We start from the raw sequence: 25513 nt of genomic DNA, 5'->3' as shown, positions 1-25513 counted from the left end.
TCAGCCCTGGCGCCGAGCCCGGTGGCTGCGGTAGGTGTCCAGCACCACAGCAATCACGATCACCGCACCGGTGATGATCCGCTTGGTCGGCTCGGTCGCACCGATCTGCGCCAGGCCCGCGGCCAGCACGGAAATGATCAGCACACCGAAAAAGGTGCTGATGATCGAACCGCGTCCGCCCATCAGGCTGGTACCGCCAATCACCACTGCCGCAATGACCTGCAGCTCAAGCCCGGCACCGGCATTCGGATCGGCCGCTTCCAGCCTGGATATCTGAAACAGTGCCGCGACACCGGCCAGCAGCCCCATCAGCGAGAACACCAGAATCTTGTAAGGCTTGGGATTGATACCCGCCAGACGCACGGCCTCTTCATTGGTGCCGATGCCGATCAGGTAGCGACCGAAAACGGTCCGGGTCAGTACCGCCTGAGCGACGAAGATGATCAGCAACGCGATGATGAAAGACGGCGCAATGCCAAAGGCAATCGGATCGGACAGCCAGGCGAACGAATCACCGATGTAGGCGGTACGCGAATTGGTCATCTGATAGGCCGCACCACGAGCCATTTCCAGCACGCCCAGAGACACGATGAACGAAGGGATGCGCCAGGCAACCGTAATCGAGCCGGTGATCGTACCCGCCAGCGTCGCACAGGCAATGCCCAGCAACGCCGCCGGAAACACGCTCCAGCCCCAGCCGAGGATTGCCACACTGACCGCCGAAGCAGCCAGCGCCAGCACCGAGCCGACCGACAGGTCGATGCCGCCGATGATGAGGATCAGCGTCATGCCGACCGACAGCACCATCAGGTCCGGGATCTGGTTGGCGAGCATGCTGAAGGTCTGGTAGGACAGGAAGTGATCGCTGAGCAGCGAGAACAGCACGATCATCACCAGCAACGCACCGGCCAGCCCGATGTAGGTACCCAGGCCAAAGTAGTTGCCGCCGCGACGGACTGGCACAGTCAGCGTCGGAGAAGGAGTATTTTTCATGAGTTGTTCCTGGGCGCCGCATCATTGAGCAGCGCGTCACGTTTCTGATAACCGGCGAAGGCAGCGGCCAGCAATTGGTCCTGGGTCCAGCTATCGCGCTCGAACGTGTCGATCAGGCGACCGGCAGACAGCACGCCGATACGATCACAGATAAGCATCAGTTCGCGCAGATCGCTGGACACCACCACCAGCGCCCTGCCCTGACGGGTCAATTCGGCCAGCAGCGCGTAGATATCGAACTTGGCACCGATGTCGATGCCCCGTGTCGGCTCGTCGAACAGCATCACCGTGCAGTCACGTTCCAGCCAGCGACCGATCACCACCTTCTGCTGATTGCCACCCGACAACTCGGAGACCAGCTGGCCCGGACTGGAGCTGCGAATGCGCATGGCCGCCACCTGGCGCTGCGCCAGTTTCAGCTCATCTTCGCTGTTGACCACGCCCGCGCTGGAAATCGAATGCATGTTGCCCAGCGCAATGTTGGCGCTGATCGATTGCGACATCAGCAGGCCTTCGCTCTTTCGGTCTTCCGTGATCAGCGCGATACCCTGCGCCACCGCGTCGGCTGGCGAGCGAATGCTGACTTTTTGCAGCGGACTTCCGACTTCGATGTCACCGCTGTCGGCAACGTCTGCACCGTAAATCAAACGCAACAACTCGGTACGCCCGGCACCGATCAGTCCGGAAATACCGAAGATTTCACCTCGACGCACGTCGAAGGACACATCCTGAACCTTGCCGGCGCGACTGAGCCCCTTGACTGACAGCGCCACCTCGCCAATCTGCCGGGCGCCCATGTCGATATGCTCGCCGAGCTCACGGCCGACCATCAGGGTCACCAGTTGCTCACTGTTGTAGCGGGCAATCGGCTCGACACACACCAGCTTGCCGTCGCGCAGCACGGCGATGCGCTGGGACACCCTGGCCAGCTCTTCAAGCCGGTGGGAGATGTAGATGATCGAGACGCCCCGCGCCTGCAGCCGTGTGATCTGCTCGAAGAGCATTTCCACTTCGCGCGAGGTGAGCATGGCAGTGGGTTCGTCGAGAATCAGTACGTGACAGTCGCCGATCAGATTGCGGGCGATCTCGACCATCTGTTGGTGGCCAATCCCCAACTCGCCGACCAGCGTATCGGGATCAATGGCGTCGAGCCCCACTTGGGCCATGGCATCGGTCGCGTTTTCGCGCAAGCGCTTGCGGTCGATCCAGCCGGCCCTGCGGGGCAGGTCGTGAAGAAACAGGTTTTCGGCCACGGTCAGGGTCGGCAGCAGGTTGAGTTCCTGCATGACCATGCGAATGCCGAGCTTTTCGGCCTGGGTACGACTTGCAGGCTGATAAGGCTGGCCCTGGAATTCCATGTTTCCGGTGGTAGGCGTTACCAGCCCGCCGATGATTTTCGACAAGGTGCTTTTACCGGCACCGTTTTCCCCGGTCAGCGCCAGCACTTCGCCGCGCATCAACGTCAGGTCGACGTCACCGAGTACGGGCTGTGCGTAGGTTTTGCCGATGCCACTGACCGAAAGAACAGCTGTCTGAGCAGACGCTGACATACATTTCTCCCAGCGCCCGTCCTCTGCGGACGGGCACCTTTACACGGCGTGGATCAAGGTTGAGTAACGAGCTGTACCGGCGTTTCGATCACGCCCTTGTCGTTGGTATCGACCTTCTCGCCTTTGACCAGCTTGAGCGCAGCTTCGATGCCGAAGACCGCCTGCTTGGCTGCGTACTGATCGGCCGTGGCCAGAACCCGGCCATCCTTGAGCATCGGCTTGATCGCATTGATGTTGTCGTAGCCCACAACCATGACCTTGCCAGCCTTGCCTGCCGCACGCACTGCAGAGACGGCGCCCAGCGCCATGCTGTCATTACCGGCCAGCAAGGCTTTCAGATTCGGGTATTCGTTGAGCATCGCCGAGGCCACAGCGTTGCCCTTGTCGATTTCCCAGTTACCGGACTGCGTGGACACCACTTTCATTTTCGCTTCGTCCATGGCGTCCTTGAACCCGGCGGTGCGTTGCTGAGCATTGTTGGTGGTCGACACCCCTTCGATGATGCCCACCTCGTCGCCAGCGGTCAGTTTCCCGGCCAGATAGTCGCCCACCAGCTTGGCACCCTTGCGGTTGTCAGGCCCTACGAAGGGGATTTGCAGGTTCTTGCTTTTGAGCACGTCGACATCGAGCTGGTTGTCGATGTTGACGACCTTGATTCCGGCATCGGTGGCTTTCTTGAGCACCGGCACCAGCGCCTTGGAGTCGGCTGGCGCGATCACCAGCGCATTCACGTTGGAGGCGATCATCTGTTCGACGATGCGGATCTGCGCCGACGTGTCGGACTCATCCTTGATCCCGTTGGAGATCAGGTCGAATTCGGTGGCATGTTCTTTCTGGTAGGCCTTGGCACCGTCTTCCATGGTCAGGAAGAACTCGTTGGCCAACGACTTCATGACCAGTGCGACCTTGGGTTTTTCAGGCGTCTGGGCGTAAGCCGCAGAGAGGGGCATGACTGCCGTAACGGCAGCAAACATGGCGACAGCGAGAAGGCGTCCAGCGAATGGCAGCTTCATGAGTTCATCTCCGATCTTGTGATTATTGTTCGGGCGAACGGCGCAGAATCGATGCCGGGCATCGTCGCGCAAACGTTTGCGAGGAGCGAACTATGGAAAAAGCTGCAGCCTTTGTCAATCCACCGGAAATTAAATATGCCCGAGCTGCCCGTCCCCGCTAACGCAGGGAGCGGGCGTCACGATGAGCAGGGTTTCACTCCTCGGGTTTGACCGTCGCCACATCATCGGCCTTGATCCGGATGGTCTTGCCGGAGATATCCTCGAACTCGTAGAAACCGTCGCGCGTCTTGGTCTTGGGCATATCTTTGGTCACGTACTGAGTACCGTTTTGCAGCGTGACGACCGAGGGCGTGGAACAGCCTGCCAGCAGCACAACTGCCGAGGCCAGTAACGGAAATGCCAGTGACTTGATATTCATGCGTGACTCCGGAAACGTCAGGTTTTTTTCAAGGCAACAGTGTGCCATTTGGAAGGCTTTATCTTACATAGATGTTGCGAAAGATCCGACACTCAAATACTGTATGCCCGTACAGCAATATTCAGGGACCTTTTTCCGTGGCAAAACAAAGCGCAGCGACCCCCTCCACTCCCGGCCCTTACGAGCGCATGGGCATGCGGGTACAGAAGATCATCAACTCGCCCACCGCGCAGAAATCCAGGGCTGCCCTGCTCTTTCGTCAGCCGGACGAGGCAGAAGACGACTGGGCGCAACTGCTTGAAGAAATAGCCGAGAACGATAATGTCACCCTCGCCTGGCGCGACGACGGTGGCGTGCAAATCTTCTGGACGTTGCCGAAGGAAGATTGACGGCATGACGTTTCGATTCTCTAAACTGCTTTGCACCGCCCTGCTCATCACCGCATCGTTCGCCGCCCAGGCACAAGCCCCGCGCACCTTCAGCGAAGCCAAGAAAGTTGCCTGGGGCTTGTATGCGCCGCAGTCGACCGAGTTTTACTGCGGCTGCAAATACACCGGCAATCGAGTCGATCTCGCTGGCTGCGGCTACGTCCCGCGCAAGAGCGCCAAACGCGCCAGTCGTATTGAATGGGAGCACATTGTGCCTGCCTGGCAGATCGGCCACCTGCGCCAATGCTGGCAGAACGGCGGGCGCAAGAACTGCACAAAAACCGACCCGGTCTACAAACGCGCCGAGGCGGACCTGCATAATCTGGTGCCCAGCATCGGCGAGGTCAACGGCGACCGCAGCAATTTCAGTTTTGGCTGGATACCCGAACAAAAGGGTCAGTACGGTTCTTGCCTGACGCAAGTGGATTTCAAGGCCAAAAAGGTCATGCCCCGCCCCTCGATACGCGGCATGATTGCGCGCACCTACTTCTACATGAGCAAACAATACAACTTGCGTCTCTCGCGCCAGGACCAACAGCTTTATCAAGCCTGGGACAAAACCTATCCGCCCCAGGCATGGGAGCGCCAGCGTAACCAGCAGGTCGCCTGTGTCATGGGGCGTGGCAATGATTTTGTAGGCCCGGTAGACCTGAAGTCGTGTAAATAACGAAGTTGATCAAAGGCCGAGCCCTCATACGGATGATTGCTCGGCCATTGATGAATGCATCTGAGTGAATCCAAAACCACTCATCGGTCAACTGTTAACTAGCCCATAAGCAGAATGATTTTCGTTCTACTCTTTGAAAACAAGGGCGTAGTCGGGGACGATCCTTCTCGTGCATACGTCAAAACAGCCAGGCTAATCATCACGTTCGCAGGCAGGGAAGATGAATCATCAAACGGAATTTGAAATTCACTATCAGTTCAATGGCCAACCTTACTGCTTTCTGCATCATGCAAAGCAACTGTGCCAGAGCGATGCATTGCATTGTGCGACCCTGCATGCAGGTGTCGGGACAGTGAGCGGCAATATATCCGCAGGCCCGATAGGCGTCGCAACCTTGCAGGCCAAGCGTTTTGGCGTGACGCAGGTGCATTGGAGAAGGTCTTCGCTACAAGCCTGAGGCATCGCCCTTTCCAACAAAGCAATGGCCTTCGAAAAGGCCATTGTTCATATACATTGCCAGACCCTACTGGATCAGATGGCCGGGTAATCACCCGTACCGTCAGGCCACGGCGTCAGCAGCTCGAAACCGGTCGAGGTGACGGCAACCATATGCTCCCACTGCGCAGACAGTGAGAGGTCGCTGGTCAGAACCGTCCAGCCATCCGGCAACGTCCGGGTGCCCGCCCTGCCCGCATTGATCATCGGCTCGATGGTGAACACCATGCCCGGTTTGAGCCTGAGGCCTTTGCCCTGCGCACCATAGTGCAGAACCTGCGGTTCTTCATGGTACTTGCGCCCGATACCGTGCCCGCAATACTCACGTACCACGCTGAAGCCTTCGCGATGAGCGACGCTCTGGATGGCGTAACCGATATCACCCAGGGTTGCCCCCGGACGCACGGCATGAATACCGGCGCGAGTTGCCTCATAGGTCGTCTCGACCAGACGCCTGGCCAGCGGGCTGACCTCACCCACCAGGTACATACGGCTGGTATCGCCGTACCAGCCGTCTTTGATCACTGCAACGTCGATATTGACGATATCGCCTTCCTTGAGGATATCGGTGGCAGAAGGTATGCCATGGCACACTACGGCATTCGGGGAGATGCAGGTGGTCTTGGTAAAACCGTGATAACCCACATTCGCGGGAATCACTTTCAGCTCTTTGACGATGTATTCATTGCAGATGTCGTCGAGCGCTTCGGTGCTGACGCCAGCCTTGACGTAAGGCGTGATCATCGCGAGCACATCGGCAGCCAGCCTGCCGGCTATGCGCAACTGCACGAGGTCCTGTTCGGTCTTGATACCGATAGCGCTGCTCATGAGGCCGCCTTGGACAGGCTGGAAGCTGCAAGCTCCGAGACGTTGAAGTTCGAAGCGGTCAACACGGTCTCACCGGCATTTTCGAGACGGATCAGCATCTGGCAGATCTCGCTGTAATCCAGCGCCGGGTGCAGTTCAGCGAGCATACCGACACGCATCCAGTGCTCGGCCTGCGCATTGATGGAACGGCTGAGCGCAACGCTGGCAGAGCGCAGATTGGCGTGCATGTTTTCGGAAATTTTTACCAGACCCATGATTCACCTCAAGTTGAATATATGAAGCATATACGTTACGTATACTCACAATCAACCCGAGACGTGCCGTGGCTGCATTCAGCCGCTTTACTCCATCGCGCTGGCCTGGCGGTATTCACCGCCCGCGCGGGCGGCCGCGATGACTATCGACACCTCCGGCTCGTAGGCATTGAACTGGCGCAGTGCGGCCGCCAGCCGGAGAAAATCCTCGCGCTGCATTTCGTTGACTGCAGAGAGCGTACGATGTTGTTGAGCAATCGGACTTTGCGCTGACTTAAGGGACATGACAGACCTCATTCGTTTTTTACTGTTCATGCATACAGTATTTTGAACAGCGCGCTGATACAAGACTGGTCGCGACGAATGGTCAGTGAATTTGTAAATGCCTCAATGACCCGCCAGTGCTTGCAGGCGCTCCAGGTCAGTCTGGGCGATGCTGATACCGTGTGCCATTGATCGCGCGCGTTCGCTATAACGCCGATCCCCCGGCAGACGCTCCTGCCCTGCCCCATGGAGCTGTCGTACCAGCTCCTCGCTGCGCTGCGCAAACGACTGACCACTGCCCTTGTCAGGATCGATGACGATCAGCAACTGACCGGTCCAGGGTGTCTGTGCCCCGGGATGCTTCGACCAGTCGAATTCGAATGAGAAATTGCCCCCAGTCAGCCCTGCGGCCAGCAGTTCGACCATCATCGACAGTGCTGAGCCCTTGTGCCCGCCGAAGGGCAACAACGCGCCACCCTCGAGAATGGCGCGGGGCTCTTCAGTGGGCTGGCCGTCGCGATCGACGCCCATGCCTGCTGGCAGCAATCGACCTTCGCGTGCGGCGATCTGCACATCACCGTGGGCAACGGCGCTGGTCGCCAGATCGAAAACCACAGGCTCGCCGCCTGCACGGGGTGCAGCGAAAGCAATCGGGTTGGTGCCGAACAGGGGCTGACGCGCGCCATGCGGCACAACGCAGGTCATGCTGTTGACCATGCTCAGGGCGACCAGCCCCTGTTCGGCGAAAGGCTCGACATCCGGCCATAACGCAGCGAAGTGATGAGAGTTGCGAATGGCCAGTACCGCAATCCCGGCACTGCGCGCCTTGTCGATCAACAAGGCTCTGGCCGCCGCCAGTGCAGGCTGGGCAAAGCCGCCTCCGGCGTCGACCCGGACAAACGCAGCGCCGACATCCTCGACCACCGGCACAGCCTTGCCATCCACCCAACCGCTGGCCAGCGATGAGAGATAGCCGGGAATGCGAAAGATGCCATGGCTGTGCGAGCCATCACGCTGGGCGCTGGCGCAGTTCTCGGCAAGCACGCCGGCAACTTCCGCACTGGTGCCATGGGCGAGGAAGATTCGGCGCAACAAATCTGTCAGTTGCTCAAGGGAAACGGCCCGGGTCGACTGATCGGCAGGATTGGCGCGCATTTGGAACTCCTGTTCATGGCGGTAGATCGAGAACGCTAGCGAGAACGACAAGGCGAATGCAAGCCCCGAGAGTAGCGCTGCGGACGCTGCAAGGACACTCCCCGGGCAATAGCACTCAGGATGCGACGGGGAGTTTTCAATGAGAGCCGCTTGCATTCACCAGAAAATACGCAGCACCTTCATGGGCAATGGCCTGCAAATGTTCTCTCTGCTTGAAATCAAAGGGTAGAATGCGCCGAAGGTATAGGCTGGAGCGCCCATGAGCGACCCTCTTTTCAGCAAGGCAGAACACGACGCGATCACCGATGCCGCTGCGCATTGGTGCATGCGCCTGCATGCAGAAGACTGTACCGCAGCAGAACGGAAAGAATTCGAGCAATGGCTGAAGGCCCACCCCCTGCATGCGATCGAATACAACGCAATGCTGGAAGTCTGGGACATCACCGGACAAATCGAACCGCTCAACCCGCCACCTGCGCGCCAAACCCAGGCTGCCCTGCCCGATCACGTTCGGCCTCGTCGCGGTCGCCGCTGGGCAAAACTGGCCACAGCCGCAGCGGTCGTTGCTCTGGCACTGCCGATCGCCGGGTATGTCGGCTGGCATCAGGGCTGGCTGCCTGACGCCTACGAAACCTACAACGCCGACACCGCCACACGCCTGGTCATGCTGGAAGACGGCAGCCGCGCCGAGCTGAACCTGGGTACCGAGCTGACCTACGCCAATTACCGGGATCGACGCAGCGTCACGCTGACAAAGGGCGAGGCGTTCTTTGAGGTCAGCCACGACAGCTCGCACCCTTTTGTGGTCGATGCCGGCGCAGGCAGCATCAGGGTCACCGGCACACGCTTCAACGTATGGATGTATCAGGATCAGGTACGCGTGACGCTGGTCGAGGGTTCGGTTCAGATCAACAGTGATCGTGCACATCCTTCTTCGAGCCACGCCCTGGCCCCCGGCATGCAGGCCAGTTACAAGGCAGGCGACGACGCTCCACTGATCAGCCAGACCGAAGCACGCGATACCAGCCTGGCGTGGCGCAATGGCAAGCTGATCTTCAATGACCTGCCGCTCAGCCAGGCACTGCCGTTGATCAATCGCTACCTGCAAACCCCCATTCTGCTGGCGGACAGTGCAACCGGAGCCATGCGCCTGGGCGGCAGTTACAACACTCACGACCTGTCGAGCCTGCTGGGCTCTCTGCCCAAGGTGTTGCCGGTGTATGTGACGCAGAATCAGAACGGCAACCCGGTACTCAACCGTCGCACCGCCGACGCTCCGAAAGGCTGATCGCACTCGCGGTCTTGCTGACGCGCGGTAATTTCGGCTGCGCCCATCGTCGGAACGATCTCTTCTCGCGCCCGTCGATTCTTCATCTAACCTCAAGCGCACCTCACTGCAGCGAGCCTGTACAGGCTGGGCGGCGTATTTTTTTCCACTGATAACTGAGGTTTTGCCGAGCTCGTTCGTCTTAGTAATTGAGAGTGTTTAAAAAGCCTGAAAAGGAGTTTGCGGATGTTCAATCGCCAAGGAATCACGACTCGCACCCTGCTGCGGCAAACCGCAGTGGCTGCGCAGGCACAGTCGCCCGCTCTGGAGACCGAGCGGCCCGGAAACGAGCACATCCGGATGCTCCTGAAAAGCTTCGGCCTGCGCACCAGCCTGGTCAGGCTCAAGGTGCTCGACGCGCTAATGGTCTCGAGTGAAGAAGGCCACCCTCTGGGAGTGCGCGGCGTACACAGCCAGTTGCTCAGGCTCGATGTGCCGCTATCGTTTCTGAGCGTGCGCGAGGTGCTCAAGCGTCTGTGCGACGAGGGCGTGATCGACCTCAACGACGACAAGACCTACAGCCTGCACCCCCGCGCCCGGGAATGGCTGGGAGAAATTGGCAAGGACAGCGCCCGGTAACCGCACCGGTCACCAGCGCTTAGCGCTTGACCTTGCGACGCATGATGCCGTTGAGGATCACCACCAGCACCGCCACGCTGATTGCAATGTACTGAAAGGTCTTTTCGGTGATGGCACCGCTGTTTTGCAGATGCGACAAGCCCAGCATGATCGCCAGAACGCCGAGGGCGATCAGAATCGAGTAAATCAAACGCTGCTTGTTGGTCATAACGGTTTCCTGAATGCTCATGAGCAGGCAACTGACGCTGCCTGTTTGCGGGCATATCTTACGCCGATGCGCGACAGATGGCATCGTCGCGCGCCTTGTCCCCCCCTCACGCGCGCCCTTTCCTGCAGGTTCTATCAACGACGTTGATTATCGTCATGCTGCGATGCGCGTTGCCGTGTAAAACTCCCATGCTTTAATACCGCCCCTGCTTCAACAGTGTGTTCAATTATTACCAAGGAGTTTTACATGCCCCATGAAGGCAGCCTGCTGCAGGTCGCAGTGGTATTCCTGCTCGCCGCCGTGCTGACTGTGCCGCTGGCCAAGCGGTTGAAGCTGGGCGCGGTGATCGGCTATTTGTTCGCCGGCGTGGTCATCGGCCCTTCGGTATTGGGCCTGATCGGTGATACCGAGAGCGTCAGCCATATTTCCGAACTTGGCGTGGTACTGCTGCTGTTCATCATTGGCCTGGAGCTTTCGCCCAAACGTTTATGGGTCATGCGCAAATCCGTGTTTGGCGTAGGCATGGCGCAGGTACTGCTGACCGGCCTGATCATCGGCGGGGTCGCCTTCGCTGCCTTCGGCCAGTCGCTGAACACCGCGGCCATTCTGGGCCTGGGCCTTGCCCTGTCGTCCACGGCCTTCGGCCTGCAGAGCCTGGCGGAACGCAAACAGCTGAACAGCCCGCACGGCAGGATGGCGTTCGCGATTCTGCTGTTTCAGGACATTGCGGCGATCCCGCTGATTGCCATGGTGCCGTTTCTGGCCGGGGCTGACCACGCGATGGACACCGGCGAAAGCATCAACCACGGTCTGCGCGTGCTGGGCAGCATTGCCATTGTGGTGATTGGCGGGCGCTATTTGCTGCGCCCGGTGTTCCGGATCGTCGCCAAGACCAAAATCCAGGAAGTTTCGACCGCCACGGCCTTGCTGGTGGTGATAGGCACAGCGTGGCTGATGGAACTGGTGGGAGTGTCCATGGCGCTGGGCGCGTTTCTTGCTGGCCTGTTGCTGGCCGACTCCGAATACCGTCACGAACTGGAAGCACAGATCGAACCGTTCAAAGGGTTATTGCTGGGGCTGTTCTTCATCAGTGTCGGCATGGGCGCCAACGTTGGCCTGTTGCTCAGCTCGCCGCTGATCGTGCTGGGCCTGACGCTGTTGCTGATCGCAATCAAGCTGCCGATGCTGTTCCTGATCGGTCGCACCCTTGGCGAACTCAACAACCGCAGCGCGCTGCAGCTGGGTCTGGTACTGGCCGCAGGCGGCGAGTTTGCCTTTGTGGTGTTCAAGATCGGCAGCGCTCAGGGGCTGTTCGAGGCCGGGCTATACGACATGCTGGTGTTGACCATCACCTTGTCGATGGCGGTCACGCCGTTGCTGTTCATTGCTCTGGCGCGCTGGATCAAACCCAAGGTCAAGCCTGTCGAGGTGCCGGAGGAATACCGCGATATCCAGACCGACAAACCACGCGTCGTCATTGCCGGCATGGGCCGTATGGGACAGATTGTCGCGCGTATCCTGCGCGCGCAGAAGATTCCTTTCATCGCCCTGGATACCGCCGTCGAGTCCATCGAGTTCTCCCGTAGCTTTGGCAATGTACCGGTCTTCTATGGCGACCCGTTGCGCCCGGAAATACTGCGTGCCGCCAAAGTCGATGAGGCCGAATACTTCGTCATCGCGACCGATGATCCTGACACCAACATCAAGACTGCCGAGCTGATCCGCAAGCTGTATCCGCACATGAAGATCATTGCCCGCGCACGTAACCGCCAGCATGTTCATCGGTTGATGGACCTGGGCGCTCACGCGGTTCGCGAAACGTTCTATTCAAGCCTGGAAATGAGTCGCCAGACCCTCATGGGCCTGGGCCTCAGCGAAACACAGGCCGACGCACGCATCAGTCGCTTCAAACGTCACGACGAACAGGTGCTGGCCGCTCAGCATGAGGTGTATGACGACGACGCCAAGGTCCTGCAGACCGCCCGCGAAGCCAGGGCCGACCTCGCGCAACTGTTCGAGGCAGACCGTCTGGACGAAGAAGCCGCGAAAAGCTGACCTGCTCATGCGCCGCAGGCTGGTCTGCGGCGCAACTCAGGCGTAGGGGCTGTCCCAGTAACGCGCGTACATGCCGAGCTTCTTCTTCACGCCGCGGGGCAAGCGTTTTTCCTGCCGGCTCAGCTTGTAGGCCAGCAGCTTCAGCGCATTACGCACGAACGACACAGGCCACCAGAGGATTCGCCGGGGACCGAGGAATTTCAGCTCGGACTTGACGTAACGCATGCCCTCGCCACCAATGCCGCCAAAGGTTTCGTAGATCCACGCTTCGCGGGCCTGGAACACGCCGATATCAAAGTAACGGCGAAACTCTTCGCGCAGGCTGTAATTGTGGGAGTGACGGCAGACCGCCGAGCCTTCGTAAGCCGCTTTCCAGCCATCGATGAGCATTTTCGCGGTGACGTACATGTCTTCCGAAAGAATCACATGCCGCGGGAAACCGCCAATGGCCCGCAACGCTTCGCCCCGATAGGCCGCAAACGAGTTGGACATGAATGGCGTCTTGATGCCCAGCGTACCGGCATCGGCCAGCGTTTTGATCTGCGAGGTCGGCGGGTAATTGAACAACCGTGCATGCTGGGCCAGCAGGTTGGCATCCTTGTGCGGCAGCTGTCGCCCGCACACAGCACCGACCTTCGGGTCGGCGAAGGGCAACAGAATGTTGGCAATGGCATTGATGTCTTCAACGTACGCATCCTGGGTCATGAAGACATACACGTCATAGTCGGGATGCAGATCGACCATCATCTGCCGGGTGCCGCCGTGGTTGAAATCCTTGCTGTCGATGCGCAGCACATTGGCACATCGCGCTTGCGCCAGCTCCAGCGTGCCATCCGAGGAACTGGAGTCCACGATCAGCGTATCGAAGCTGGCAGTCTGCGCAGCCAGTGAATCCAGCAGACGTTCCAGATCCTTGCGTCCGTTGTAGGTCGGGATCACACAAGCCACTCTCAATGGCGCCATAACAATACTCCAGGGCGAAGTCCGGTTGCCCACTGTGTCAGCGTTGTTGAGAGTAGCTCATGCGTACCCGCCCCACCATTCGAATGCACTCAGCCGAGCACTTCACTCAACGGAATGAAGTTGACCCAGTCGCCTTCGGCCACGGTCGAGCCTTCGCGGACTTCAATCAGACCATCGGCCCATGCAGCGCTGCGCAATACGCCCGAACTCTGATTGCGATAAGCCACGGCCCGGCCCTGCTCCAGACGGCCGCGCAGGTACTCGCGGCGATTGCCAGGACGCGTCCAGACAAACCCGGCAGGCACCGGAAACTGCAAGGGGGCGACGTCGATCACGCCCTGGCGACGCAGCAGGTAAGCCCTGGCCAGCAAGGCGAAGGTGACCAGCGTAGAGGCCGGATTGCCAGGCAGACCGATCACCGGCACACCCCGGAAATGCCCGAAGGTCAGCGGCTTGCCAGGCTTGATCGCCAGCTTCCAGAGGGTCAGTTCGCCCTCTTCACGCAATGCGTGGCCGAGGAAATCCGCTTCGCCCACGGACACTCCGCCTGTTGAGAGAATCAGATCGACGCCCTGCAGATTCGCCAGCGCAGCGCGAGTCTTGTCCAGATCATCAGGCAGGATGCCTGCATCCACGACCTCGCATTCCAGTCGTTTCAACCAGCTGCACAGCAACACCCGGTTGCTGTTGTAGATCTGCCCCGGCCCCAATGGCTGACCGGGCTCAATCAACTCGTCGCCCGTGGACAACACCGCGACCCGCACGCGACGAATGACCTCCAGCTCGGCGAGGCCCAGCGAGGCCGCCAGACCCAGTTCGATCGGACCCAGCCGCGTGCCGGCGGCCAGCACGGTATCGCCGACCCGGGTTTCCTGGCCTTGCGGACGAATATTCTGCCCGGCGCCCAGCGGCTCGTTGAAGCGCACACGCTGATCCGCCTGCACCTCGGCGTTTTCCTGCATCTCGACGCAGTCAGCGCCTTCAGGCATCGGCGCGCCGGTGAAGATACGCGCACAGGTGCCAGGGGCCAGAGGCTCGGGGGCCTGACCGGCGAAGATGCGCTGACTGACGCTCAACGGCTCGCCGCGCCAGTCCGCCGCGCGCAAGGCATAACCGTCCATGGCGCTGTTCGGCCAGGGCGGCAGATCCAGCGTGGAGACCAGATCGACTGCCAGTACCCGGCCCTCGGCATCGGCCAGCGAGACGCGTTGGCGCTCGGTGATCGGCGTGGCTTCGGCCATCTTCAGCAGCCGTGCAATGGCATCTTCAACAGGCAGCAGGGTTTTCGGCTCGTGGCTCATGAGCACTCAACCACGGGTCGCACAGGGCTCGGCCTGCTTGAGGTGAGGCACAAAGTTGCAAGGCCGGAAGCGCGAATCCAGTTGCTGGGCAAGAATGCCGTCCCATGCCGTGCGCACCGCATTGGTGGAGCCCGGCAGGCAGCACACCAGCGTGCCGTTGGACAGGCCGGCCAGCGCGCGGGACTGAATGGTCGAGGTGCCGATATCCGGCACCGATATCTGCCGGAACAGCTCACCGAAACCATCGACCTGCTTGTCCAGCAGGCAGGCCACGGCTTCAGGCGTGCTGTCACGGCCGGTGAAGCCGGTGCCACCGGTGATCAGCACCACCTGCACCTGATCGTCGGCAATCCAGGTCGCTACCTGCGCGCGGATCTTGTACAGGTCATCCTTGAGCAGCACGCGCTCGATCAGGCCGTGGCCTGCGTCGGTCAGGCGATCGACGAACATCTGGCCCGAGGTATCGGTTTCACGGGTGCGGGTATCGCTGACGGTCAGTACGGCGATATTAAGGGCTACGAACGGTGTGTCAGCCTTGGCTTTCATGGCCTCATCCAGTTGTTAAGAAAACAGGCGGGTGTTATATCACAGCCCTCCTTTTGACTGCCCGACGAGTGTTCGATGAATGTTCCTGCCCCACTGCCGCCCTGCTCTATTCTGCTGCTGGCCGGAGGCCGGGGACAGCGCATGGGCGGGCGTGACAAGGGCCTGATCGAATGGCAGGGCACTGCGCTGATCGAGCACCTGCACCGGCTGACCCGACCGCTGACCGACGACCTGATCATTTCCTGCAATCGCAATATCGATCGCTATGCGCGTTACGCCGATCGACTGGTGCAGGACGACGATACCGATTTCAACGGGCCTCTGGCCGGAATACGTGCCGCGCTGCCTCTGGCGCGACATCTATGGTTGCTGATCCTGCCCTGCGACGTACCTTTGGTCGATGCAGCGTTGCTGCACGCATTGCGTGAAAAAGCCTCTGAATACCCGGAGCGACCGATAATGGTGCGTGAAGGTCAGCACTGGCAGCCGCTTTTAGGTATGATCCCTGTCGCTCACGCCGCAACGCTGGAAGCCGCATGGCAGGCGGGCGAGCGCAGCCCGAGACGGGCTCTGGAGCCGCTGCAACCGGTCGCCCTGCAACTGGAAGCCGGCGATCCACGCCTGGCCAACCTGAACACTCCCTGTCTGTTGACCGGGATCAGTGAAAACCGCAACAAGTGACTGGTCATTGAAGTTGCTGCGGGTGTATACGGAACTTGCTGACGGTGTATCCGTCTGAGAGTTCAGCAAATCAAGAATCCATCTGGAGACACAGTAATGAAACAACGGACCCTTCCCGCTGCCTTCCTGCTTGCACTGAGCATTGCCTCCCTCGCCGGCTGCGCATCGCCCACTGTGATCACCTTGAATGATGGTCGTGAAATCCAGGCTGTCGACACGCCGAAGTACGATGAAGACTCGGGCTTCTACGAGTTCAAGCAACTTGACGGCAAGCAGACCCGCATCAACAAGGATCAGGTACGTACCGTCAAGGATCTGTGATCCGGGCGTCGCGTTACTGATTTGAAAAAACCCGCCGAGTGCGGGTTTTTTTGCCTGTCATTTCACTGTCCCTGTACTACCAGTCGAGCGTCAACAGGCTCTCGAAGTGGCGCTGCTCGCCACTGAGCGGATCGACGAAGCGCAAGCTGCTGGCCAGCAGCTTCAAAGGATTTTGATAGTCGTCCACCGGGTCTTTCACCACGTCCGGGTAAAACGGGTCGTTGCAGATGGCAGCACCCAGTGCAGCCATGTGTACACGCAGCTGATGCTTTTTGCCGGTCACCGGGTAAAGCCCGTAACGCCACAATTTATCCTGCCGTTCGAGCACCTCGATCTGCGTGCGGGTGTTGCTCGCGCCGATACCTTCCTGCATGCGAAAGAACGGTTCGCCCTCGACCAGACGGCTCTCGTGCAGACGCGGAAACGCCAGCCCCGGCAGCGCTGGCGCAATGGCTTGGTAAAACTTGTCGATGCGCCGGGTGGGAAACAAGGCCTGATAAGCCGAGCGCGTCTGCCGGTTGGCGGAAAACAGCACCAGCCCTGCGGTGTGCCGGTCGATGCGGTGCAGCGGCACCAGATCAGGATTGTCCAGGCGATGGATCAAGCGGCGCAGCAAGGTTTGTTCGACGTACTCGCCTGCGGGTGTCACCGGGAGGAAGTGCGGCTTGTCAGCCACCACCAGATGCTCGTCGGCGTAGAGGATCGTTTCAACTACGGGAATCGGCGTTTCGTTGGCAACCTCACGAAAGTAGTGAACCCGCAGCCCTTCCCGGTACGCCAGATCAGGCGCGATGGCCTTGCCGTTTTCGTCCAGCACCCGGCCGCGAGCAAAACGATCCAGCCATTGTTCACGACTGATGGCCGGAAATTTCGCGCACAGGCAATCGAGCACCGTGGCCCACGAGCCGGGTGGCAGGTACAACGTACTGGCTTGCTGCTGTGCGGCGCTGAAGACGGACTCGGACATGCGGGGACTCGAACTCGTGTAAGCCTGAAGCGGCTGGCCGTGGATTATCACTGATTAGTGCGATCACCGCACAACATCGCTGCGTGGTAATCGACTCCTGCCTGCGGCACTATTAACCATCTGGTACATTCTGTTTAACACCTGCCGCCAACCGGGCAGTGACACAAAAACAAGAGACGTATTTTTATGACTCATGCTGAAAAACCCTCCATCCTCGCCGGCCTGATCGGCTCGGGCATCCAGGCCTCGCGGACACCTGCCATGCACGAGCATGAAGGCGATGCACAAGGCATGCGCTATCTGTATCGGCTGATCGATATCGACGCCCTGCAACTGGACATCCATGCCCTGCCCCAACTGCTGGAAGGTGCCAGGCAGTGCGGCTTCACCGGCCTGAATATCACCTTCCCCTGCAAGCAGGCGGTCATCCCGTTACTGGACGAGCTGTCCGACGAAGCGCGCGGTATCGGCGCGGTGAATACGGTGGTGTTCAAGGACGGCAAGCGCATCGGTCACAACACCGACTGCCTGGGCTTTGCCGAAGGCTTTCAGCGCGGCCTGGACAAGGCCCCACGCCAACAGGTAGTGCAGATGGGTGCAGGTGGCGCGGGCGCTGCCGTGGCTCATGCGCTGCTGAGCGCAGGCGTCGAGCGCCTCAGCGTGTTCGAGGTCGAGCCGCAACGCGCCCAGGGGCTGGTGGACAACCTCAACCAGCACTTCGGTGCCGGACGCGCGCAGGTGGGTACCGACCTGCCTGCGGCGATGGCCGAAGCCGACGGACTGGTCAATACCACGCCGGTCGGCATGACCAAACTGCCGGGTACGCCGTTGCCGGTCGAGTTGCTGCGGCCTGAACTGTGGGTGGCGGAAATCATTTACTTTCCGCTGGAAACCGAACTGCTCAGGCATGCCCGCGCACTGGGCTGCCGCACCCTGGATGGCAGCACCATGGCGGTGTTTCAGGCGGTCAAGGCCTTCGAACTGTTCAGTGGCCAGTCCGCCGATGCAGAGCGGATGATGGCGCACTTCCACACGTTGTAAACATCAGCGCTTGAGATAACGCAACACAGCGTCGCAGATCATTGCCTTGTGACGCTGTTTGACCTCCTCGCTCCACAGCTCGATCTGAAAGATTTCGCTGAAGGTATGGCGGTTGGAGATCCGGTAAAAGCAGAACGAGCTGATCATCAGGTGCAGGTCAACCGGATGAACGCCGTCACGAAACAGGCCGCTGGCTTCACCACGACGCAGGATGCCGTCGAGCGCCCTGATGATGTTCTGGCTCTTGGCCTGAATCGACTCGGACTGTTTGACGTTCTCGCCGTTATGGATGTTTTCGATGCACACGATGCGCACGAAATCGACATTGCTGTCGTGGTGATCGAAGGTGAACTCGACCACGCGATGAATCGCTTCCACAGGCTCGAGTTCGGACAGATTGAGCTGGCTCTCGGTGTTGCGAATCGCGCCGTAGAGTTTTTCCAGCACTTCGACGTACAGCTGCTCCTTGCTGCCGAAGTAGTAATAGATCATCCGTTTCGAGGTCTTGGTGCGCTCGGCAATGGCATCGACACGCGCACCCGACAGGCCATGGGCGACAAACTCGGCAACGGCGGCCTGCAGAATGTCTTCGCGGGTCTTTTCCGGATTGTTCTTGCGCCCTTTCGACGCAACGGCAACGGAGTCGTCAGTTGTTTTCATTGTTGGCTCATGACCACGAGTGATGCGCGGAGTATGAAGCCGACCGGCAACCGAGGGAAGCCGCGAGGGCGTCGAACCCTCGCAGCGGCCCTGCAATCGGATTCGCCTTACAGACGCGCCTGACGTGCTGCCACATTGCGCGCCTTGGCCATCGCAGCCAGACGCACCGGGACGTTGGCAGCGCCATACCCTGCGTAACCGTTCTTGCGCTGCAGGATTTCGAAGAAGAAGCGCCCGTCGAACGCATCGGTGTAGACGTGGAACAACTCGCCACCCTGCGCATCGCGGTCATAGAGCACGTTGTAATACGCCAGTTCGCTGAGAAACTCCTCGTCGAAATCGAAGCGCGCCGCCAGGTCATCGTAGTAGTTGAGCGGGATGTCCAGCAACGGTACGCCCGCTTCCTTGGCGCGGCTTACCTCGGCAAAGATGTCTTCGCAGGAAAATGCGATGTGGTGCACACCCGAGCCGCGATAGCTCGACAGCGCATGGGAAATGGCCGTGTTGCGATTTTCGGAAATATTCAACGGCAAGCGCACGGTGCTGCAACGGCTGCGCAGCGCCCGGCTCTTGACCAGGCCGTAGGGGTCGGGCAAGACCACTTCGTCGTCAGCCTCGAAATCCAGAATGCTTTTGTAGAACAAAACCCAGCTGTCCAGACTGTCGGCCGGCAGCGCCATGGCCATGTGGTCGATACGCTGCAACCCGCCCTTGGCGACGGCTTGCGGATCGACGACAAAATCGCTGTCGTAAATCGATTCTCCCGGTGCGGCGTTATCCACCAGATAGATCAGGCTGCCGTCGGGCGCGCGGACCGACGGAATCTCCCGTTCATTGGGACCGACCAGGCCACGATAGGGCTGGCCCTTGAAAGCACGCGCGCGTTCCAGCGACTGATGACCGTCGTCGACGCGCAAGGCGGTGGCGCACAACGAAGGGCCGTGCGCCTCGAAAAAACTGTGGGCGAAGGAATAGGGTTCGGCATTGAGCACAATCCTGATATCGCCCTGCCCCAGCAGACTGACCGCCTTGGAGCGATGCTGACCCAGCTTGGCAAAGCCCAGCCGTTGCAGCCAGCCCGACAGGCGAGCGCCGTGGCTCTCGTCAACGGAAAACTCGAGGAACTCGACGCCATTGTAGGTACTGGCCGCAGGCGGATTGAAGAGGATTTCGGGAACCGCGGCCGGCTCGTCACGCGCCATCAGCTGGCGGGTTTTCTCTTCCAGATAAAGCAGCGAACGCAGACCGTCCGCGGCATTGGCGCGTGTCGGCGCTGCACGGAAGCCATCGTTGAACACTTCCAGCGACAAAGGCCCGGTATAGCCACTGCGCAGGATCGGCGCGAGGAAGCCGGCCAGATCGAATTCACCCTGACCCGGGAAGCAGCGGAAATGGCGGCTCCACTCCAGTACATCCATCGCCAGAAGCGGCGCGTCGGCCATCTGCACGAAGAAGATCTTGTCGCCCGGGATCTGCGCGATGGCGCTCGGATCGCCCTTCAGTGACAGGGTATGAAAACTGTCGAGCAACACGCCTAGTGCCGGGTGGTCAACCTGACGCACCAGGTTCCAGACCTGTTGCCAGGTGTTCACGTGCTTGCCCCAGGCCAGCGCTTCATAACCGACGCGCAGGTGACGGGCACCCGCGCGCTCGGCGAGCAGGCCCAGGTCATCGAGCAGAATGTTTTCGTCGCCCACCGAATCGGCAGACGCATTGCTGCAGACCAGCACCAGATCGGTGCCCAGCTCCTGCATCAGATCGAATTTGCGTTCGGCACGGTCGATATTGCGCTGCAGACGATCACGGCGGCAGCCTTCGAAATCGCGGAACGGCTGGAACAGGGTGATGGCGATGCCCAGGTCGGCACACATTTGCCTGATGTTGCGTGGGCTGCCGTCGTAATACAACAAGTCGTTTTCGAAAATCTCGACGCCGTCAAAGCCGGCTGCGGCGATGGCTTCGAGCTTTTCGGGCAGAGTACCGCTCAAGGATACGGTAGCAATTGAACGCTGCATGCTTTTCAGCTCCTGGATGAACGCGACCTGCTTGGATCGCGACTGGACAGCACCGCATTCCTGGCCTTTCCCGGCCTTATTCAGAGGTGCGAGTAAAGTATTTGCCTGTGAAAATACTACAGCAACATAAAGTGTACGAACCGGTTAGTTTTACGTTCGATTATCGAACAAAAGCCGTTTTACTCAATTGACGCTGTATCTCGCAATGCTCAACATCAGCATCACATTGCAGGATAGACCCGCAGCCAAACATTTTGATCTTCGCTTCATCAGCAGCAAACCCATAACAATTCAAAAAACAGGAACATTGCTCATGTGCACCCTTCTCGCTTTGCTCGCCCGATCGCCCGTCCGTCTTATCAGACGACATGTTCGACGAACCCACCCGGCCAAAAGCCCGGTCTGGGTCCGCGTCGCCTGAAACATTCCAACACACTTACGCGGCTCAACCTGTAAATTGTCGGCCCGACGGATCGTTTCGAGGACAGCCTGAGTCTAGAGGCCAGTCGAATCGCGGTTCTACGACTTCACTTTACCTGCACAACGCCTGCATCGAGTGGACTTCTCAGTCCGACTGTTGCCAGCAGCACAGTCCTGGAACGGATGGTTAGAACATCATGCTTAACACCCAGACCAACCCTGTCGCCCAGGCCGCCCGTGCCGGGATGGGCGAAAAGATCCGCGGCGCACTCGCCGTCGGCAAGACTCGCTGGGGCATGCTCGCCCTGGTGTTCTTCGCCACTACGCTGAACTACATCGACCGTGCCGCGCTCGGCGTCATGCAGCCCATCCTTGCCAAGGAAATGAGCTGGACGGCGATGGACTACGCCAACATCAACTTCTGGTTTCAGGTGGGTTACGCGGTCGGCTTTGTGCTGCAGGGCCGCTTCATCGACAAGGTCGGCGTGAAGCGTGCATTCTTCCTCGCGGTGCTGCTGTGGAGCCTGGCGACCGGTGCTCACGGCCTGGCCACTTCCGCCGTGGGCTTCATGGTCTGCCGCTTCATTCTGGGCCTGACCGAAGCCGCCAATTACCCGGCCTGTGTGAAGACCACGCGGCTGTGGTTCCCTGCCGGTGAGCGCGCGGTGGCCACCGGTATCTTCAACGCCGGCACCAACGTTGGTGCCATGCTGACCCCGGCCCTGCTGCCGGTGATCCTCACGGTCTGGGGCTGGCAGGCCGCCTTCGTGGCGATGGGTTCGCTGGGGCTGCTCTGGGCTATCACCTGGCGCCTGAAGTACTACAACCCCGAAGAACATCCGACCGTCAGCAAGACCGAGCTGGATTACATCAATCAGGAAGTCGAACCGGCTCCGGTCAAGGTGCCATTCACCGGCATTCTGAAGATGCGTGGCACATGGGCGTTCGCGCTGGCGTATGCGATCACTGCTCCGGTGTTCTGGTTTTACCTGTACTGGCTGCCGCCGTTCCTCAATCAGCAATACAACCTGGGGATCAGCGTGACGCAGATGGGTGTTCCGCTGATTCTGATCTGGCTGACGGCCGATTTCGGCAGTGTCGGTGGCGGTATCCTGTCGTCCTGGCTGATTGGTCGTGGCATGCGTGCGACGACTGCGCGGCTGTTGTCGATGCTGATCTTTGCCATCACGATCTGCAGCGTGGTGTTCGCCGCCAATGCCAGCGGGCTGTGGGTAGCGGTACTGGCCATTTCGCTTGCCGTGGGTGCGCATCAGGCCTGGACGGCGAATATCTGGAGCCTGGTGATGGACTACACCCCCAAGCACATGATGAGTACCGTGTTCGGCTTCGGCGGCATGTGTGCGGCCATCGGCGGTATGTTCATGACGCAGATCGTGGGTGCGGTGCTGACCGCCACCAATAACAACTACAACGTGTTGTTCACGATGATCCCGGCGATGTATTTCATTGCCCTGATCTGGATGTACTTCATGGCCCCTCGCAAGGTTCCGACGCTCAGCGAGTAATCGTCTGACGCAGCCCGAAAACCCAGCGTCACACAGCGGGTTTTCTTTGTCAGGTGGATTGGCGTTCGGCTCAGGTCACCTTTTCGCCCCTCGGCGACTCACTTTGAGGGACCAAAGTGAGCAAAGTCCCCGCTCCTGTTTCCGGCCCGACTTCGTCGGGTTCCTTCGCCCTGGCACTGATCCGGGGGTCGCCGCAACGCGCCATCCATGGCGCGGTGCGGCTAGCCTGGCGTCCTGCCAGGCTACCCCCGGATCAGCGCCAGGACTCAGCCGTCACTAACGTCGCACTCTGCGTCGTCAGTGCCACCGTGATCGAAAAGCACGTATGGCGGCCTCCTGCAGACGCAGCATGACATTGTGCTGCGACGCAGGGCGTCAGGAAAAACATGCCAACTGAACATCGGCATACGCGTCAATCGGATCTTCAGCTCCGGTAGTTACCCACCCTTACGTCGCTGTTGCCACGCTGCTGCCAGACCGCTGAGGCAGATGATGGCGATGCCGGCCTGCGCGGTCGGGGACGGGGTGTGGTCGAAGACCAGGTAGCCCAGCAGTCCGGCAAACACGATCTGGCAATAACTGAACGGCGCAAGCATGGCCGGGGCGGCGAAGCGGAAGGCCTGGGTCAGCAGCAAATGCGCCGACATGCCACACGCGCCGAGCGCCAGCAGAAACGGCAGGTGCTTGAGCGCTGGCACTTCCCAGAAGAACGGCACCAGCGCACTCATCAACAGGGTATTGAACAGCCCGGCGAAAAAGTTGCTGGTGGTCGGGCTGTCGAACGGGCTGACCAGCCGCGTCAGGAGTTGATACAGCGCAAAACACAAGGCTGACGACAGCGGCAGCAGAATTGCCGGGGTAAACAGCTCGCCGCCCGGATGAATGATGATCATCACCCCGACAAACCCTACCACCACCGCAATCCACTGGCCGCGCGTTACACGCTCGTGCAGCAGCGGCACCGATAACGCGGTGACCAGCAACGGCGCAAGAAAGTTGACCGCGGTCGCCTCTGCCTGCGGGATGAACATCAGGCTGCTGGTAAACAGCAGACTGGTGCCCAGCAGCGCCAGTGCGCGCAAGACCTGCAGGCCGGGCCTTTTGGTGCGCAACACTCGCAACCCCGCTGAAGGCATGAAAATGCAGGCCATCAACAGCGTGTGCACCAGATAGCGCGCCCAAACCACCAGAATGATCGGATAGAAGCCGGACAGGTACTTGGACAGGGTGTCGTGACTGGCAAACAGGAAGGTCGCCAGAAGAATGAAGCCTATACCTTTGAGAGGTTGATTGACGCCGGACGACGGCGTGCTGGCAGTGCTCATTACGCTTCCTTGTTCAAGTTTCAGCAGCCGACACCGTGGCCGAACACGCTCTCTACCCATAGTTACCCGTGAGCATCGCACACACGTTTGCGGCTTCTCGCAGAAAATGTTCGAACCGGTTCATTAACGTTCGATAATCGCCCAAAACAACTGTTTCACAATTGCACACCGCGTTCCGGCATTTCACTATCGCAGCCAGCTAAACGACTCAATAACTACAAAAAAGGTCTGTTCCATGCGCGTGAATTCTCCCTGCAAACTCCTTTGCGGTCTGTCGGCGGCCGTCGCTGCAAGTCTGGCGCCCATCAGCGGCCACAGCGCCGGATTTGTCGAAGACGCCAAGGTCAATCTGAACCTACGCAACTTCTACATCAACCGCAACTTCGTCGACCCGGCCAACGCGCAGAACTACGCCGAGGAGTGGACGCAAAACTTCATTCTCGACGCCCGCTCCGGCTTCACCCAGGGCACCGTCGGCTTCGGTGTCGACGCGCTTGGCCTCTACTCGCTCAAGCTCGACGGCGGCAAGGGTACCGGCGGTACGCAATTGCTGCCCATCCATGGCGATGGACGCCCGGCCGACGACTTCGGCCGACTGGCGGTGGCCGGCAAGGCGCGCTTCTCGAAGACCGAATTGAAGGTCGGCGAGTGGATGCCAGTGCTGCCGATCCTGCGCTCGGATGACGGCCGCTCGCTGCCGCAAACCTTTCAGGGCGGGCAGATCACCTCCAAGGAGATCGACGGCCTGACCCTCTACGGTGGCCAGTTCCGTGGCAACAGCCCGCGCAACGACGCCAGCATGGAAGACATGTCCCTGAATGGCCGCACCGCGTTCACTTCCGACCGCTTCAACTTTGGCGGCGGCGAATACGTGTTCAACCAAAATCGCACCCAGGTCGGCGTGTGGTACGCCGAGCTTGAAGACATCTACCACCAGCAATATTTCAACCTGCTGCACAGCCAGCCGCTGGGCAGCTGGACGCTGGGGGCCAACCTTGGCTACTTCCAGGGCAAGGACGACGGTCAGTCGCTGGCCGGCGATCTGGACAACAAGACCTGGTCAGCGCTGCTTTCGGCACGGCACGGTGGCAACACCTTTTACCTGGGCCTGCAGAAAGTCAGCGGCGACAGCGCCTGGATGCGCGTCAACGGCACCAGCGGCGGAACCCTGGCCAACGACAGTTACAACTCCAGCTTCGACAACGCCAGGGAAAAATCCTGGCAGCTGCGCCACGACTATGACTTCGCAGCCCTGGGCGTTCCCGGCCTGACCCTGATGAACCGCTACATCAGCGGCGACAACGTGCATACCGGGGCCATCACCGACGGCGAAGAGTGGGCACGGGAAACCGAGCTGGCTTATGTGTTCCAGAACGGCGCGTTCAAAAGCCTGTCGGTCAAATGGCGCAACTCCACCATGCGTCGCGACTACAGCACCAACCAGTTCGACGAAAACCGCCTGATCGTCAGCTACCCGTTGTCGCTGCTCTGACCCAGACAGGACGCCGCCGTG

General features: G+C 59.9%; 27 protein-coding genes. 11 read left to right on the top strand and 16 right to left on the bottom strand.

Annotated features, from left to right (window positions below; all coding sequences use genetic code 11):
* The 4 genes from AC54XV_RS11445 to AC54XV_RS11430 form a co-directional block, all read right to left on the bottom strand.
* Positions 1–993 carry an ABC transporter permease gene (locus tag AC54XV_RS11445; protein ID WP_004408445.1) on the bottom strand — a complete coding sequence of 331 codons (993 nt, stop codon included), beginning with the start codon at positions 991–993 and terminating at the stop codon, positions 1–3.
* Positions 990–2543, bottom strand: a complete 1554-nt coding sequence (locus AC54XV_RS11440; protein ID WP_060405991.1) for a sugar ABC transporter ATP-binding protein — start codon at positions 2541–2543, stop codon at positions 990–992. Before AC54XV_RS11440 ends, AC54XV_RS11445 begins: the two co-directional genes overlap by 4 nt.
* Positions 2544–2596: 53 nt before the next feature.
* The gene (locus AC54XV_RS11435) at positions 2597–3556 is read right to left on the bottom strand and encodes a sugar ABC transporter substrate-binding protein (protein WP_004408447.1); all 960 of its coding nucleotides are present in this window, start codon (positions 3554–3556) and stop codon (positions 2597–2599) included.
* A 193-nt stretch (positions 3557–3749) separates the two neighbouring features.
* A complete protein-coding gene (locus AC54XV_RS11430; protein WP_003315580.1) occupies positions 3750–3974 on the bottom strand; it encodes a YgdI/YgdR family lipoprotein in 225 nt (74 codons plus the stop codon).
* 137 nt (positions 3975–4111) lie between these two features.
* Here AC54XV_RS11430 and AC54XV_RS11425 point away from each other — a divergent pair, with 137 nt between their 5' ends.
* The 3 genes from AC54XV_RS11425 to AC54XV_RS11415 all read left to right on the top strand — a co-directional run bounded on the left by AC54XV_RS11425 (position 4112) and on the right by AC54XV_RS11415 (position 5526).
* A complete protein-coding gene (locus tag AC54XV_RS11425) occupies positions 4112–4363 on the top strand; it encodes a DUF1654 domain-containing protein (RefSeq protein WP_003416220.1) in 252 nt (83 codons plus the stop codon).
* 4 nt (positions 4364–4367) lie between these two features.
* Complete coding sequence (locus tag AC54XV_RS11420) at positions 4368–5069, top strand: endonuclease (RefSeq protein ID WP_011267461.1); 702 nt, start codon at positions 4368–4370, stop codon at positions 5067–5069.
* A gap of 220 nt (positions 5070–5289) precedes the next feature.
* On the top strand, positions 5290–5526 hold the full coding sequence (locus tag AC54XV_RS11415) for a DUF6555 family protein (protein ID WP_011267460.1): 237 nt from the start codon (positions 5290–5292) through the stop codon (positions 5524–5526).
* 74 nt (positions 5527–5600) lie between these two features.
* On the opposite strand, the gene map is transcribed toward AC54XV_RS11415, so the two are convergent.
* The 4 genes from map to AC54XV_RS11395 all read right to left on the bottom strand — a co-directional run bounded on the left by map (position 5601) and on the right by AC54XV_RS11395 (position 8065).
* A complete protein-coding gene (gene map / locus AC54XV_RS11410) occupies positions 5601–6392 on the bottom strand; it encodes a type I methionyl aminopeptidase (protein ID WP_003346035.1) in 792 nt (263 codons plus the stop codon).
* The gene (locus AC54XV_RS11405) at positions 6389–6646 is read right to left on the bottom strand and encodes a ParD-like family protein (protein WP_004408456.1); all 258 of its coding nucleotides are present in this window, start codon (positions 6644–6646) and stop codon (positions 6389–6391) included. Before AC54XV_RS11405 ends, map begins: the two co-directional genes overlap by 4 nt.
* 87 nt (positions 6647–6733) lie before the next feature.
* Entirely contained in the window at positions 6734–6931 is a 198-nt protein-coding gene (locus tag AC54XV_RS11400; protein ID WP_011267459.1) for a hypothetical protein, read from the bottom strand.
* A 102-nt stretch (positions 6932–7033) separates the two neighbouring features.
* Positions 7034–8065, bottom strand: a complete 1032-nt coding sequence (locus tag AC54XV_RS11395; RefSeq protein ID WP_058399456.1) for an Ldh family oxidoreductase — start codon at positions 8063–8065, stop codon at positions 7034–7036.
* A gap of 259 nt (positions 8066–8324) precedes the next feature.
* Between AC54XV_RS11395 and AC54XV_RS11390 the strand changes: the two genes are divergently transcribed.
* Both AC54XV_RS11390 and AC54XV_RS11385 read left to right on the top strand, forming a co-directional pair.
* Positions 8325–9353: a FecR family protein gene (locus tag AC54XV_RS11390; RefSeq protein WP_058399455.1), complete on the top strand. Its 1029-nt coding sequence runs from the start codon at positions 8325–8327 to the stop codon at positions 9351–9353.
* Between the two features lie 225 nt (positions 9354–9578).
* A complete protein-coding gene (locus AC54XV_RS11385; protein WP_004408469.1) occupies positions 9579–9971 on the top strand; it encodes a hypothetical protein in 393 nt (130 codons plus the stop codon).
* Between the two features lie 19 nt (positions 9972–9990).
* Here AC54XV_RS11385 and AC54XV_RS11380 read toward each other — a convergent pair whose 3' ends face one another.
* Entirely contained in the window at positions 9991–10179 is a 189-nt protein-coding gene (locus tag AC54XV_RS11380; protein WP_003393013.1) for a hypothetical protein, read from the bottom strand.
* A gap of 246 nt (positions 10180–10425) precedes the next feature.
* On the opposite strand from AC54XV_RS11380, the gene AC54XV_RS11375 reads away from it, so the two are divergent.
* Complete coding sequence (locus AC54XV_RS11375; protein WP_004408474.1) at positions 10426–12234, top strand: monovalent cation:proton antiporter-2 (CPA2) family protein; 1809 nt, start codon at positions 10426–10428, stop codon at positions 12232–12234.
* A gap of 36 nt (positions 12235–12270) precedes the next feature.
* Here AC54XV_RS11375 and AC54XV_RS11370 read toward each other — a convergent pair whose 3' ends face one another.
* The 3 genes from AC54XV_RS11370 to moaB form a co-directional block, all read right to left on the bottom strand.
* Positions 12271–13197 (bottom strand): glycosyltransferase family 2 protein, encoded by a 927-nt coding sequence (locus AC54XV_RS11370; RefSeq protein WP_011267456.1) that lies wholly within the window; start codon positions 13195–13197, stop codon positions 12271–12273.
* Positions 13198–13286: 89 nt separating this feature from the next.
* On the bottom strand, positions 13287–14498 hold the full coding sequence (locus AC54XV_RS11365) for a molybdopterin molybdotransferase MoeA (RefSeq protein ID WP_011267455.1): 1212 nt from the start codon (positions 14496–14498) through the stop codon (positions 13287–13289).
* Between the two features lie 6 nt (positions 14499–14504).
* Positions 14505–15044 (bottom strand): molybdenum cofactor biosynthesis protein B, encoded by a 540-nt coding sequence (gene moaB / locus AC54XV_RS11360; protein ID WP_004408480.1) that lies wholly within the window; start codon positions 15042–15044, stop codon positions 14505–14507.
* A 75-nt stretch (positions 15045–15119) separates the two neighbouring features.
* Between moaB and mobA the strand changes: the two genes are divergently transcribed.
* Entirely contained in the window at positions 15120–15725 is a 606-nt protein-coding gene (gene mobA, locus AC54XV_RS11355) for a molybdenum cofactor guanylyltransferase MobA (protein ID WP_004408481.1), read from the top strand.
* A gap of 96 nt (positions 15726–15821) precedes the next feature.
* Positions 15822–16046, top strand: coding sequence for a YgdI/YgdR family lipoprotein (locus AC54XV_RS11350; protein WP_003315600.1), 225 nt, complete (start codon positions 15822–15824; stop codon positions 16044–16046).
* Between the two features lie 76 nt (positions 16047–16122).
* On the opposite strand, the gene AC54XV_RS11345 is transcribed toward AC54XV_RS11350, so the two are convergent.
* Entirely contained in the window at positions 16123–17013 is an 891-nt protein-coding gene (locus AC54XV_RS11345) for a pseudouridine synthase (RefSeq protein ID WP_057458501.1), read from the bottom strand.
* Between the two features lie 186 nt (positions 17014–17199).
* Between AC54XV_RS11345 and AC54XV_RS11340 the strand changes: the two genes are divergently transcribed.
* Complete coding sequence (locus AC54XV_RS11340) at positions 17200–18054, top strand: shikimate dehydrogenase (RefSeq protein ID WP_011267452.1); 855 nt, start codon at positions 17200–17202, stop codon at positions 18052–18054.
* 3 nt (positions 18055–18057) lie between these two features.
* On the opposite strand, the gene AC54XV_RS11335 is transcribed toward AC54XV_RS11340, so the two are convergent.
* Positions 18058–18714, bottom strand: a complete 657-nt coding sequence (locus AC54XV_RS11335) for a TetR/AcrR family transcriptional regulator (RefSeq protein ID WP_003416207.1) — start codon at positions 18712–18714, stop codon at positions 18058–18060.
* 107 nt (positions 18715–18821) lie between these two features.
* Entirely contained in the window at positions 18822–20729 is a 1908-nt protein-coding gene (gene quiC, locus AC54XV_RS11330) for a 3-dehydroshikimate dehydratase QuiC (protein WP_058399454.1), read from the bottom strand.
* A gap of 617 nt (positions 20730–21346) precedes the next feature.
* Between quiC and AC54XV_RS11325 the strand changes: the two genes are divergently transcribed.
* The gene (locus AC54XV_RS11325; RefSeq protein WP_011267450.1) at positions 21347–22675 is read left to right on the top strand and encodes an MFS transporter; all 1329 of its coding nucleotides are present in this window, start codon (positions 21347–21349) and stop codon (positions 22673–22675) included.
* Positions 22676–23112: 437 nt separating this feature from the next.
* Here AC54XV_RS11325 and AC54XV_RS11320 read toward each other — a convergent pair whose 3' ends face one another.
* Complete coding sequence (locus AC54XV_RS11320) at positions 23113–24000, bottom strand: DMT family transporter (RefSeq protein ID WP_011267449.1); 888 nt, start codon at positions 23998–24000, stop codon at positions 23113–23115.
* Positions 24001–24235: 235 nt separating this feature from the next.
* On the opposite strand from AC54XV_RS11320, the gene AC54XV_RS11315 reads away from it, so the two are divergent.
* Positions 24236–25492 (top strand): OprD family porin, encoded by a 1257-nt coding sequence (locus tag AC54XV_RS11315; RefSeq protein ID WP_011267448.1) that lies wholly within the window; start codon positions 24236–24238, stop codon positions 25490–25492.
* Positions 25493–25513 lie beyond the last annotated feature (21 nt).

The organism is Pseudomonas fragariae (ex Marin et al. 2024) (genome assembly GCF_059621105.1).
This window is presented reverse-complemented; position numbering and strand designations above follow the sequence as displayed.